This is a genomic window from Aquimarina sp. AD10, assembly GCF_003443715.1.
Classification (GTDB): domain Bacteria; phylum Bacteroidota; class Bacteroidia; order Flavobacteriales; family Flavobacteriaceae; genus Aquimarina; species Aquimarina aggregata.
The window spans coordinates 6,058,947-6,072,783 of record NZ_CP031965.1 but is presented as its reverse complement, the minus strand read 5'-3'; the positions used below and the strand labels follow the sequence as shown (position 1 = coordinate 6,072,783).

13 protein-coding genes are annotated in these 13,837 nt (G+C 31.9%); 11 read left to right on the top strand and 2 right to left on the bottom strand.

Annotated features, from left to right (window positions below; translation table 11 throughout):
* Positions 1–90: 90 nt before the first annotated feature.
* The 4 genes from D1816_RS25405 to D1816_RS25390 all read left to right on the top strand — a co-directional run bounded on the left by D1816_RS25405 (position 91) and on the right by D1816_RS25390 (position 3,420).
* Entirely contained in the window at positions 91–1,650 is a 1,560-nt protein-coding gene (locus D1816_RS25405; protein WP_118506164.1) for a hypothetical protein, read from the top strand.
* Positions 1,651–1,663: 13 nt separating this feature from the next.
* Positions 1,664–2,203, top strand: a complete 540-nt coding sequence (locus tag D1816_RS25400) for a GNAT family N-acetyltransferase (protein WP_118506163.1) — start codon at positions 1,664–1,666, stop codon at positions 2,201–2,203.
* Positions 2,204–2,207: 4 nt separating this feature from the next.
* Positions 2,208–2,738, top strand: coding sequence for a nuclear transport factor 2 family protein (locus tag D1816_RS25395; protein ID WP_066311439.1), 531 nt, complete (start codon positions 2,208–2,210; stop codon positions 2,736–2,738).
* A 76-nt stretch (positions 2,739–2,814) separates the two neighbouring features.
* Positions 2,815–3,420: a carboxymuconolactone decarboxylase family protein gene (locus D1816_RS25390; protein WP_118506162.1), complete on the top strand. Its 606-nt coding sequence runs from the start codon at positions 2,815–2,817 to the stop codon at positions 3,418–3,420.
* 60 nt (positions 3,421–3,480) lie between these two features.
* Here D1816_RS25390 and glyA read toward each other — a convergent pair whose 3' ends face one another.
* On the bottom strand, positions 3,481–4,755 hold the full coding sequence (gene glyA / locus D1816_RS25385) for a serine hydroxymethyltransferase (protein ID WP_118506161.1): 1,275 nt from the start codon (positions 4,753–4,755) through the stop codon (positions 3,481–3,483).
* A gap of 512 nt (positions 4,756–5,267) precedes the next feature.
* On the opposite strand from glyA, the gene fahA reads away from it, so the two are divergent.
* Together fahA and D1816_RS25375 are read left to right on the top strand one after the other, a co-directional pair.
* Complete coding sequence (gene fahA, locus D1816_RS25380; RefSeq protein WP_118506160.1) at positions 5,268–6,548, top strand: fumarylacetoacetase; 1,281 nt, start codon at positions 5,268–5,270, stop codon at positions 6,546–6,548.
* Positions 6,549–6,656: 108 nt separating this feature from the next.
* On the top strand, positions 6,657–7,844 hold the full coding sequence (locus D1816_RS25375; protein WP_066311450.1) for a hypothetical protein: 1,188 nt from the start codon (positions 6,657–6,659) through the stop codon (positions 7,842–7,844).
* Positions 7,845–7,889: 45 nt separating this feature from the next.
* On the opposite strand, the gene ytxJ is transcribed toward D1816_RS25375, so the two are convergent.
* Positions 7,890–8,285, bottom strand: coding sequence for a bacillithiol system redox-active protein YtxJ (gene ytxJ, locus D1816_RS25370; protein WP_066311452.1), 396 nt, complete (start codon positions 8,283–8,285; stop codon positions 7,890–7,892).
* Between the two features lie 678 nt (positions 8,286–8,963).
* Here ytxJ and clpB point away from each other — a divergent pair.
* The 5 genes from clpB to D1816_RS26225 all read left to right on the top strand — a co-directional run bounded on the left by clpB (position 8,964) and on the right by D1816_RS26225 (position 13,802).
* Entirely contained in the window at positions 8,964–11,567 is a 2,604-nt protein-coding gene (gene clpB, locus D1816_RS25365; RefSeq protein WP_066311453.1) for an ATP-dependent chaperone ClpB, read from the top strand.
* A 189-nt stretch (positions 11,568–11,756) separates the two neighbouring features.
* Positions 11,757–12,398: a hypothetical protein gene (locus tag D1816_RS25360; RefSeq protein WP_066311454.1), complete on the top strand. Its 642-nt coding sequence runs from the start codon at positions 11,757–11,759 to the stop codon at positions 12,396–12,398.
* A gap of 91 nt (positions 12,399–12,489) precedes the next feature.
* Positions 12,490–13,086, top strand: coding sequence for a TetR/AcrR family transcriptional regulator (locus D1816_RS25355; protein WP_118506159.1), 597 nt, complete (start codon positions 12,490–12,492; stop codon positions 13,084–13,086).
* A gap of 52 nt (positions 13,087–13,138) precedes the next feature.
* On the top strand, positions 13,139–13,621 hold the full coding sequence (locus D1816_RS25350; RefSeq protein WP_118506158.1) for a thioesterase family protein: 483 nt from the start codon (positions 13,139–13,141) through the stop codon (positions 13,619–13,621).
* A gap of 55 nt (positions 13,622–13,676) precedes the next feature.
* Positions 13,677–13,802 (top strand): hypothetical protein, encoded by a 126-nt coding sequence (locus tag D1816_RS26225; protein WP_255420541.1) that lies wholly within the window; start codon positions 13,677–13,679, stop codon positions 13,800–13,802.
* Positions 13,803–13,837 lie beyond the last annotated feature (35 nt).

Genomic DNA, 13,837 nt, shown 5'->3' with positions numbered 1-13,837 from the left:
ACAAATTGTCTTCCTTTTGTTACAAAGACATCTTTTCTTAAAATTAAGAATTGAGGTTTCAACGTAAAAGATTGAAATTAAAAATAAAGTATGCGCTATCTATCTTCCCTCTTTTTACTTATACTACTAATTTTATGGGGATCTTGTCGTAATGATTTTGAATCTGGACCAAGTACAGGGAATTTACAATTTTCTACAGACACTTTATTTTTAGATACAGTTTTTACCAATATTGGATCAAGCACATACAGTTTTAGAGTCTATAATCGCACAAATGATGATTTCACAATACCAACAATAGCGCTAGAAAGAGGAGAAAGTTCTAACTACAGGCTTAATGTTGATGGTATCCCTGGTAAGTCTTTTGAGAATATACAAGTACTTGCCAAGGATAGTATTTTTGTATTTGTAGAAACTACAACTGATATTACTGATCAAACTACAGAAAATGAATTTCTTTATACAGATCGAATACTTTTTGATACTGGCACAAATCAACAAGATGTAGATTTAGTCACTCTTGTAAGAGATGCTATATTTTTATTCCCATCTCGTGATGCTATGACCGGAGAACTAGAATCCCTGCCTATTGGTGTTGGTGGTGATCAAGTTAGAATTGAAGGCTATGTTTTAGATGATGACGAACTCATTTTTACTAATGAAAAGCCTTATGTGGTATATGGGTATGCAGCTGTTCCCGGCGGAAAAACACTTACTATTGAAGCTGGAGCAAGGGTCCATTTTCATGCCAATTCTGGAATTATTGTTGCCGAAAACGGAACACTCGAGATTAATGGAGCATTAAGTACCGATCCGGAAGTATTAGAAAACGAGGTAATTTTACAAGGTGATAGACTTGAATCTCGTTTTAGTGAAATATCTGGACAATGGGGAACTATATGGTTAACCGCAGGAAGTACAGGTCATACTATTAATCATACTACTATAAAAAATGCTACAGTAGGTATTCTTATGGACTCAAATGATGGTGGTCCTAACCCTACTCTTACCATTTCAAATACTCAAATATATAATAGTTCTAATATTGGGCTCCTGGCTCGAACCGGTAATATTCTTGGTGAAAACCTAGTAATTAATAATGCTGGACTCGTAAGCCTAAACTGCTCTCTTGGGGGTGTCTACAATTTCAACCATTGTACTTTCACCAACTACAAAAATTTCGGAAATCCTTTTAGTGATACTCCTGCTGTACTAATCGATAACTTTATTGAAATCGAAGGACAACCTTTTTCTTTGGATTTAGTCGAAGCTAATTTTACGAACTGTATTATTTATGGTGACAAAAACTTCAAACTTTTATTTGCTAAAGATGATAGTAAAGCATTTAACTATAATTTTAAAAATTGCTTGATTAGATTTAATGATTTCGATAATAGTTTTGATGATAATCCACTATATGATTTTACAAATACTAGTTTATTTGAAAATGTTATCCTTAACGAAGACCCGGACTTTAAAACCCCTTTTGAAAATATACTTAATATAGGAGATGATTCTGCAGCAAATGGCCAAGCTACTACTCCAACATCAGGAACAGATATCTTAGGAACTACAAGAAACACTTCGGCTCCTGACATTGGAGCCTATGAAAGTGTAGTTTTTGAAGAAGAAGAAGAAGAAGGAAATTAAATTACTTTTTAAAATGCACAACTATATTTTCAAATCTACTCGTCTTGGTTTTAGAAATTGGCATCTTAACGACTTAGATACACTTGCCAAAATTAATGATGACGATGATGTTATGGAATTCTTTCCATTCAAACCTACCAAATCTGACACTGAAGATTTCATTTTTCGAATGCAAAATATGCAGCAAGAAAAAGGGTTTAGTTATTTTGCGGTTGATATGCTTGAAAATAATGAATGTATTGGATTTATAGGTTTATGTGAACAAAATTACTTAGTAGATCCTAAACCTTTTGTGGATATCGGTTGGCGACTTAAAAAAAGTACTTGGGGTAAAGGTTATGCCACTGAAGGTGCCTTTGCCTGTCTTGATTTTGGATTTAACAAACTGGGTTTACAAACTATTTATTCTGTAGCCCCTGAAATCAACACAAAATCAGAGTCGGTTATGAAAAAAATCGGCATGGTTCAAGTTGAAGTTTTTGATCACCCTAAGCTCCTAAATGATAATCGATTAAGGAGATGTGTACTATATAAAAAAGAAAAAAATAGTTAGACTCATGATTGTTTTAAAAAATACCGCTTATCTAATCGTTTTTGTGTTTGGGATATATACCATTAATGCCCAAGAAAGTAGTATCCATGACAAAATTAATCTAGACATGTATGATAATTTTTCTAAAGCATACAAAACTTCAGATTACAATTTGTTTGCTTCAATTCATAGTAAAGAAATGATTAGAGTCTCGGGAGATGGAGGGTCAATTAAAAAAGTTGATCAATATTTAAAAGGGTATCAAAAAAGGTGGAGTGTTCCCAAAAAAAATCCTCCTTCTATAGATTTCAGATTATTAGAAAGAGTACATTCGGACTCCCTAGTCTCTGATAGAGGGATTTATAAAGTAACTTATACAAGCGAAGATAATCAAACTACATATTCTTATGGGAAGTTTCATGTAATTTTAAAACTAGAAGATGGTAATTGGAAAATAACCCTTGATTATGATTCTAATGAAAACAAAAGTATTACTAAAACTAGTTTTGATAATGCTTTTGCCCTTTCTGAGTATTCCAAATACTGCAAAAACTAATTATAGAATATAGTTACACACTTTTATTACAAATAAGAGGTAAAAGACGAATATTTTTTTTCAAAAAAAAGTAAAAATGAGTTGGATTAAAGAGATATCCTATGCAGAAGCCTCGGGTAGATTAAAAAAAATCTATGATCGTGTAAAAGGTCCCAATAACACCATTGACAATGTGTTATCCGTTCATAGCTTGAGACCACACACCCTTATAGGGCATATGGGATTATATAAAAATGTACTTCATAATGCTAATAATACATTACCAAAGTGGTATTTAGAAACTCTAGGAGTTTATGTTAGTTATCTTAATAAATGTGACTACTGCGTAGAACATCACAGTGCGGGATTGAAACGCTTAATTAATGATGATGCTAAATTTAACGATATTATTTCCTGTCTTATTAACGATAATGTTAAAATCTATTTTAAAAATAAACACCTAGCTGGATTGCATTATGCAAAACAATTAACATTATCTCACCATACTATTAGTGAAGCTGATATACGTACCTTAAGAACACAAAATTTATCTGACGGAGAAATATTGGAAATCAATCAAGTGGTCAGTTATTTTAATTATGTTAATAGAACCGTCGTAGGACTTGGAGTAAATACCGAAGGTGATATTATAGGTCTATCACCAAATGACAATGATGATCCAGAGAATTGGGGGCATTCTTAAAAACAAAACACGCATAAACTAAAATTTATGCGTGCTCTTATAATTTATATGAAATTCGATTTATGCTATAAATAATGGTTTATCTGCCATCATTGCATTAACATCATCGGCAATATTATGAAGTTCTTCTTCGTTTTCTATATTAACAATTACTTTATCAATAAGTTCAACGATAGCTTTCATATCTTCTTCTTTTAATCCTCTAGTTGTTACCGCAGCAACACCAATACGAATACCAGAAGTTACAAATGGAGATTTATCATCAAAAGGAACCATATTTTTGTTTACCGTAATTTCTGCTACTCCCAATGCTTCTTCCGCTTGTTTTCCGGTAACCCCTTTATTACGAAGATCAATTAACATCATATGATTATCTGTTCCACCAGAAATCACTTCATATCCTTTATTCACAAACGCTTCTGCCATAACAGCTGCATTTTTCTTTACTTGCACAATATAATGCAAGAAATCATCAGTAAGTGCTTCTCCAAACGCTATGGCTTTTGCAGCAATAATATGCTCTAGAGGTCCTCCTTGATTACCAGGAAAAACTGCACTATCTAATAAAGATGACATCATTCGTTTCTTACCACTTTTAAGAGTAATTCCGAAAGGGTTTTCAAAATCAGTTCCCATCAAAATTAGCCCACCTCTTGGGCCTCTTAACGTCTTGTGAGTTGTAGTAGTTACTACATGACAATGCGGTACTGGATCAGAAATTACTCCTTTAGCTATTAAACCAGCTGGATGCGCAATATCTGCCATAAGAATTGCACCAACACTATCGGCTATTTCTCTAAATCTTTTATAATCTATCTCTCTGGAATACGCAGAAGCACCCGCAATAATTAATTGTGGTTTTTCTTCTGTTGCTATTTCTTGTATTTTATCATAGTTTAATCTTCCTGTCTCCTTCTCTACTCCATAAAAAACTGGATTGTACAATTTACCTGAAAAATTAACCGGAGAACCATGTGTTAAATGCCCACCGTGTGATAGGTCAAATCCCAATATTTTATCTCCTGGTTTGAGGCAAGCATGATATACGGCTGTATTTGCTTGTGATCCAGAATGAGGCTGTACATTAGCATAATCAGCTCCAAATAATTCTTTTGCTCTATCAATAGCGATTTGTTCTACAACGTCTACTACCGCGCAGCCTCCGTAGTATCTTTTCCCAGGATACCCTTCAGCATATTTATTAGTTAATACTGACCCTGCTGCTTCCATTACTTGTTCACTTACAAAGTTCTCTGAAGCAATAAGTTCTAACCCATTGATTTGACGTTCCCTTTCGTCCTGGATTAAATCAAAAATTTGTTCGTCGCGTTGCATGTATTCTTAGTTTGTTAATAAAGTTGCAAAAATAGGAAATAGATTCCTTAAATCAGCTTAAACAATCCCTAATAAATATGAACAACTTGTTCACATTTTGATTATACCTAATCATCTATTTCATAGGCTTATATATCTTTTGTTTACTCTAATAATGTATTTACATCTTTAAAACCTCAAATACTCCTAGAACACTGGTAAAAATAATCTCCAAGATTATTAAACCTTATCCAAACAGATGTATAACCTTATCTTATCATTATTTTAAGTATTTTTCACATAATTAAAAACTTTTAACCGCTCGAAAATTATATATTTGATCATGAAATTGAAGTACTTTTTAAGTTTTTACTTTTCAACAAAAATTCGATAAATATGGCTTTTTTGTAGATTGTAGCAACATCTTGTCAAACAAAAGAGTCTTTTTTTTAAACTTTACCTAATCAGATAGGTAATCAAAAGAAAAACTTTTAATACCTTCAACAATATAACAACTTAATAAAAATATTATAATGCCCATAACCGCAAATTATCCTAATAGAAAAACGTGGATTGAAATCTCATCAAATACAGATTTTCCTATACAAAATATTCCTTTCGGTGTATTTCTTACCCGAGATGATATTATTACTATAGGAACTCGAATTGGCGATACTGCTATTGATTTAGGAGCGCTTCATCAATTAGGGTATTTTGAAGGAATTCCTCTAACTGATGATATATTCTTACAAGATTCTTTGAACGATTTTATTTCTGACGGAAAAAAAACATGGAGACTGGTTCGAAATAGAATTGCAGATATTTTTGATGCTGAAAATAATACGTTAAAAAATAATGAGAAGCATAGAAAAGAAGTACTATTTTCTCTAGATGAAATAGAAATGCAACTTCCAGTTAGTGTTGGTGACTACACTGATTTTTACAGTAGTATCGAACATGCAACCAATGTTGGTGTAATGTTTAGAGGTAAAGAAAATGCGCTAATGCCTAATTGGCTTCATATGCCGGTTGGATATCATGGTAGAAGTAGTTCTATTATTCCTTCAGGAATACCTATACATCGCCCACAGGGGCAAAAATTAACTAATGGAGATACAGAACCTATTTTTGGCCCTTCTAGACTAGTAGATTTTGAACTAGAAATGGCATTTATAACTACCGATGCTAATCACTTGGGTGAACAAATCCCTATCGACGAAGCTGAAGATTATATTTTTGGTATGGTCTTATTTAACGATTGGAGTGCTCGTGATATACAAAAATGGGAATATGTTCCTCTTGGACCTTTCTTAGGAAAAAACTTTGCATCATCTATATCCCCCTGGATAGTTACATTAGATGCTTTAGAACCCTATAGAACTAAAGGACCTAAACCATTAAAAAAACAACTTCCTTACCTTCAATATAAAGGTGAAAAGAGTTTTGACATCAAACTTGAAGTTTCTATACAACCTGAAAATGCAAAAGAAACAATAGTTTCTAAAAGCAATTTTAAGCACATGTATTGGAACATGGCCCAGCAACTCGCCCATCATACGGTAAATGGATGTCCTGTAAACTCTGGGGATATGATGGGAAGCGGTACTTTATCAGGCCCAACTCCTGATTCTTATGGATCAATGTTAGAATTAAGTTGGAGAGGTGAAAAACCAGTTCAACTTAATGAAGGTGGCAGCCGAAAATTTATTGAAGATAATGATACGGTTATTATAAGAGGGTATTGTGAAAAAGAAGGAACACGAATTGGTTTTGGAGAAGTATCTACAAAATTACTACCCGTATTTAAAAAATAAAACCTTTATAAACCCTTATAAAACCTCGAAAATTATAATTTCGAGGTTTTTTTATTATCTTTTTGGCATTAAAGTTGTCTATGTTACCCAAATTCAAATATTATCAACATGAAAAAACTACTACTATTACTTATTGTATCTGCTACCCTTGCTTCGTGTAGTAGTGTAAAACAAACCGAAAAAGCACTTAATACAGGAAACTATGATCAAGCCATAGGTATCGCCTTAAACAAACTTAGAACCAATAAAGAAAAAAAAGGAAAACAACCTTATATTCTTATGTTGGAAGAAGCGTATGCTAAAGTTGTTGACCGTGATAAAAATGCTGTAGTGTATTTAGAAAAAGAAGGTAATCCTGCTAATTTAGAACGAATGTACAATACCTATGTAGCTCTAAAAAATAGGCAAGAACGCATAAAACCATTATTACCATTATATCTTGTTGAACAAGGTCGTAATGCCAACTTTGCAATGGATAATTATGATCAAAAAATAATTGCCACAAAAGACAAACTTTCTAAATACTTATATGATAACGCAAAAGGATTATTATCGTCTGCTAATAAAAAATCTGATTATAGAGCAGTTTATGAAAACCTCATTTATCTTAACAAAATCACACCGGGTTATAAAAACACAACTGATTTAATAGAGGAGGCACATTTTAAAGGAACTGATTTTGTTCGGGTAAATATGAAAAATAAAACCAATGTTATTATTCCTAAACGTTTAGAAGGTGACCTACTAAACTTTGGTACATATGGGCTTGATGACCTTTGGACAGTTTACCATAGTCAACCTCAAAAAACGATTAAATATGACTATGCCATGGAGGTTACTCTAAGGGAAATCAACATTTCACCAGAAAAAATTAGAGAACGCCAGTTAGAACGTGAAAAATTGGTTAAAGACGGATGGAAATATTTAGTTGATGACGAAGGAGAGTTTGTAAAAGATGATGAAGGCAATAAAATAAAAGTAGATAAGATGACAAAGGTGCGTTGCGAGTATTATGAATTTACTCAATTTAAAGCAACTAATGTTGTTGGTAACGTGCAATATAAAAATCTAAGAACAAAACAACTATTAGATGCTTTTCCTATAGCTAGTGAATATGTTTTCGAACATATTTATGCAAAATTTAATGGAGATAAACGAGCACTTGAAGATGATTTAGTTCGTTATTTGGGATTACAAGCTGTCCAATTTCCTACCAATGAACAAATGGTATATGATTCTGGAGAAGGACTTAAAAATAAATTAAAAAGTATTATTACAAGTTACCGTTTTCAATAAAACGAATAAATCTCCCATATTTGTAAATATGGGAGATTTATTTTCTTATACGTATTGATGTAAAACCTGAGGAGTAATCATACTATGTGAAGAATGATGTACTGCTACTCCGTTTCGTATTACGATAAATTGCGGAGACTCATGAAAAACCTGAAATTTTGCAGATATTTCATCAGAAATATTTCTATGATTTAACAAATCCAGGTAATAAAGATCTACCTCATCTGCAGTTAAATCAAAACTACTTTCAAAATTACGAATCACCATCCTACTAATACCGCAACGAGTCGAATGTTTAAATATCGCTTGAGTTTTTGTTTTCGATGCTTTTGTTATTGTATTCAATTGGTCAATAGTCTTAAGCTCTTGCCAAGGTAATGGTTGTTTTTCTTCTTTTGGTTCTTTTCCTTCTGATCCAAAAAGTTTATTAAATATTCCCATATAATTTTAGTTTCTTCCCAAATGTAGTATTAAAAGTATCTCTAATTCCTGTATTCAGTCTGCCAAAAATACTAAAACTTACATTCAAAAAAATCTACCAGACATATCTTATTTAATAATTTTTCAAATAAATTCATAGTGCCATTAAACAAAGTAGAAAGAAAGACTCTAATACTTAAATATTTCTTTAAATCTCTATAGCAATTTATATGATTTTAAATTAATTCTTAATATGGCTGATCTAGATTCTTTATACCATACATTGTGAACAACGAAAAATTTTGATTTATCTAAGCTAGATGTTTCACTTACAAACCTTTTCTTTTTAACCTCAAAAACGATATTGATTCACGAGTGACCTAAAGATAAAAATCAATAATGCACAATACAGAATTAGTCTTTTTTTAATAGTATTTGAGATTCAAAACTTTTAATTTTACAATGGATTTTGAGGTAGTACTATATAACTTACCCAACACATAATAATCATTTTTAAGTTGTATTACAACACTCTTAAAATGCTACTCTTTGGTATTCAAATGATTTTAAAAAAAAGGAATTAATATCAAAAAGATGTCAAAATGACTTGAAAATACTTTAAAAACAAGTCAATCTGACATGTTTTTAAAACAGGAATACTATTTGTTTTTCTTGAAACATATTCAAAAACAGACAACGATGAATTTTAATAATTTCACTATAAAATCACAGGAAGCCATCCAACAAGCCCAACAGCTTGCACAGGGATTTGGGCATCAGCAAATAGAAAACGAACACATTTTTAAAGCTATTTTTAATGTAGATGAAAATGTTCTTCCCTTTTTATTGAAAAAATTAAATGTCAATATTACGTTATTACAACAAGTTCTTGACAGCACTCTCGAAAGTTTCCCTAAAGTTACTGGAGGTGATATTCAACTATCTCGTGAAGCAGGAAAATCACTAAATGAGTCTAGCATTATTGCAAAAAAAATGAATGATGACTATGTTTCTATAGAACATTTAGTTATTGCAATTTTTAAGTCTAAAAGTAAAATCTCTCAAATTTTAAAAGATCAGGGCGTTACCGAAAAACATTTAACCGAAGCGATTAACGAAATAAGAAATGGTGAACGTGTGACCTCTCAAAGTGCAGAAGAAACATATCAAGCCCTAGGTAAATATGCCAAGAATCTAAACGATATGGCAGAAAATGGGAAACTTGATCCCGTAATCGGTCGTGATGAAGAAATACGCCGAGTACTACAAATACTTTCTCGTAGAACTAAAAACAACCCTATGTTAGTTGGTGAACCTGGTGTAGGTAAAACAGCAATCGCAGAAGGACTAGCGCATAGAATAATCGCTGGAGATATTCCAGAAAACTTAAAAAACAAGCAAATATTCTCATTGGATATGGGAGCTTTGATTGCAGGAGCAAAATTTAAAGGAGAGTTTGAAGAACGCCTTAAGGCCGTTGTAAAAGAAGTAACCACTAGTGATGGGGATATTGTATTATTTATCGATGAAATCCACACTCTAGTTGGTGCTGGCGGTGGCCAAGGAGCTATGGACGCTGCTAATATTTTAAAACCTGCACTAGCCCGAGGCGAGCTGCGCGCTATTGGAGCCACTACTCTTGATGAGTACCAAAAATACTTTGAAAAGGATAAAGCCCTAGAAAGACGTTTTCAAAAAGTTATTGTTGATGAGCCTGATACCGAAAGCGCCATATCAATACTTAGAGGTATTAAAGAAAAGTATGAAACACATCATAAAGTAAGAATTAAAGATGAAGCGATAATAGCCGCTGTAGAGCTATCGCAACGTTACATTACCAACAGGTTTTTACCCGACAAAGCCATTGATTTAATGGATGAAGCTGCTTCAAAATTACGTATGGAGATCAATTCTAAACCTGAAGAATTAGATGTTCTGGATAGAAAAGTTATGCAACTAGAAATTGAAATTGAAGCCATAAAACGTGAAAACGATGAAGTTAAATTAAGAGTTCTTAATGCAGACCTTGCCAACATCAAAGAAGAAAGAAACGAAATATTTACCAAATGGCAGAGCGAAAAAGAAGTTGTCGATGCCATACAAAATACCAAAACTGCCATCGAAGAATATAAGCTTGAAGCTGAAAAAGCAGAACGAAATGGAGATTATGGAAAAGTAGCAGAAATACGATATGGCAAGATAAAAGAAACTCAAGAAGAACTTGAGAGACTTCATTTACAATTAGAACAACAACAAAGCAATTCGTCCTTAATAAAAGAAGAAGTTACAAATGATGATATAGCCGAAGTTGTTGCAAAATGGACAGGAATTCCTGTTACCAAAATGTTACAAAGTGAACGAGAAAAATTATTAGTTTTAGAAAAAGAGCTGCAAAAAAGAGTGGTCGGTCAAATCGAAGCTATCGCAGCAGTAAGTGACGCGGTTAGAAGAAGTAGAGCTGGGTTACAAGATCAAAAAAAACCGATAGGATCTTTTCTTTTTCTAGGAACTACAGGAATTGGTAAAACAGAGTTAGCAAAAGCCTTGGCAGAATATCTTTTTGATGATGAAAGCGCAATGACAAGAATAGACATGAGTGAATATCAAGAACGCCATGCAGTAAGCAGATTAGTAGGAGCACCTCCAGGCTATGTTGGATACGATGAAGGAGGTCAGTTAACAGAAGCTGTTAGAAGAAAACCATACTCTGTTGTATTGTTAGATGAAATCGAAAAAGCACATCCAGATACTTTTAATATATTACTACAAGTATTAGATGAAGGTAGGTTAACTGACAATAAAGGAAGGACTGCAGATTTCAGGAATACAATCATAATCATGACAAGCAATATCGGGAGTCATATTATACAGGATAAATTTGAAGCCATAAAAGATGTTGATACTGCAATGGAAGCCGCCAAAATTGATGTACTTGCATTATTAAAGCAATCGGTAAGACCTGAGTTCCTAAACAGAATAGACGACATTGTTATGTTTTCTCCTCTTACACAAAGAAACATTACAGAAATTGTTAAGCTTCAATTAAAAAATGTATCCAAAATGTTAGAACAGCAAAACATATCATTAGATGCTACAGACGAGGCAATTACTTTTTTATCTAAAAAAGGTTTTCAACCAGAATTTGGTGCAAGGCCTGTAAAACGAACAATACAAAAAGAAGTTCTAAATGCCTTATCTAAAGAGATTCTTTCTGGAAAAATTTCTACAGAAAGTAGTATACTACTAGATGAATTCGATGATAATCTTGTTTTTAGAAATCAGATAGATTTAGTACCTAAATAACCAAAATCAAAGTAAAATTAAAACCTAAGTTGGCATTTAAATGTTAAATAGTATTAAATGCCAACTTTATATATTTGAATCAAATTCTTATGGATTACGGTTTTACCGTAGTTATTAACAAATTTATTCCTACAACGGTTAATAAATAAATCTAGAAAAAAAACAGCTTTTAGTTACATTGCAGCCGCAATGAAGCCAACTATAATAGCACTATTACTTCTTACAACATATACCTGCTTTGGACAAAGCAGAAAAAGTGCATTATCTGATATTAGGAACAAATATCAATTGATAAGAGAACTACTAGATTCTAATGCGCTCAGACAACATCATACAGATTATTCATGTAAAGAGACTTCAGAAGAAGGAACTCTTACCTTTTATTATAACAGTAGTGAATTAAAACATATTAGCCACAACTATACAAAAGGACATGTAAATTATAGAGATGAGTTTTACATTTGGGATGATGAATTGTTTTTCCAGTATTCAATTCATAATATCTGGTACAAAGATTATGAAAGAAATAAATCAGGCAAACTAGAAAAAGTAGATGTGACATTAACCTTAGAAGAGCGTTTTTACTTCGAAAACAATGCTATTATAAAATGTCAATTCAAAGACTATGAAAATCGAAGCAATACCCCCAAAATTATAAAAACACAACATATTAGAAACAAAAATGTAGGTTGTGATCAAGCTCAAGATGCTCTTGAAAAATTTAATACCCTACTACAGTATCAGGAAATAAATATCAAAGATGCATGTAACTTACCAAGGAGTATTACCAAAACTGAAATTATTGATATTATAAATAACAGTAGAAACTAGCACTGATTTTATCTTTAAAAAACAATAACTATATAAAATAATATACCATTTGGTATATTATTCGTATATTTGATTATCTTTTTATCTCATTATGCTTACAAAGGCCAAACAAACATCCGATTTTATCATTCAAACAGTAGCTCCCATTTTTAATAAAAATGGATATGCAGCAACAAGTCTTAGTGATATTACCAAAGCTACTGGATTAACAAAAGGAGCGATTTATGGTAATTTTAAAAATAAAGAAGAATTGGCCATTGCAACATTTAATTTTACGGTAAAAAATATGCTTCGTAGAATTACCGATCACCAGTCATTGAGCGATTCACCTATAGAAAAATTATATCTTATTACAGACTTTTATAGAAATTATTATAATTACAGCCAAGAACTGGGAGGATGTCCTGTTTTAAATATGGGTGTAGATTCGAAACATCAAAACCCATCAATGTTTCAACATGTAAAGTACACGATACATAAAATCCAAAATAACGTTGCAAAACTAATAGAAGAAGGGAAACTACAAAATGAGATAAAACTGGATATAGACACTATTCTGTATTCAAAAAGACTATATACAATGATCATAGGAGCCATTTTTATGACCCATACTATAGAAGATAATAATTATTTATTGGAAACTATGGATCAAATAGATCAGATGATTCATAAAGAACTTAAAAAATAATTTTTTTACTTAAAAATATACCAATTGGTATATTATAAAAAATAAGACAAATATGAAACTTTTAAAAGTAGTAAAAACCAAAGCCAAAATAAGATTTCAAGATTGTGATCCTTTTAATCACCTGAATAATGCATCATATATAAATTATATGATCAATGCTCGTGAAGATCAAATTGAAAAATACTATGATCTGGATATTTTTAAACTCGCTAAGACAAAAGGTATCAGTTGGGTTGTTGGAACAAATCAAATAGCCTATTTAAAACCTGCATTACTAATGGAAGAAGTATGTATTGATTCTCAATTAATACGATTTTCAGAAAATCAATTACATGTAGAGATTAGAATGTGGAATCATAACAAGACAGAACTCAAAGCGGTCATGTGGAGTACTTTTGTACATTTTAATTTATTAAAGCAAAAACGTTGGAATCATAGTCCAGAACTAATAGAATTATTCCAAAATATAGTATCACCAGTATCAGAAAACAGTTTTGAACAAAGAATTTTGCATTTTAAACCACAAAAAGTGTAACATTACATTTTTTTTATAGTCTTATAAAAACAACCACGTAAAAAAACCTAGCCATATGAAATCTTCTGGCGACCTAGACTCTTCTAATAAGAAAAGAAGTTCCTATATATACATAGGCTTTTTTATATTGGCTATAGTCTCTATGGTAGTTGTCGTTTGGCAAATGGGAATGTTAGAGTAATTGATTTTAGTAGTAACAATTATTTTTATACATTT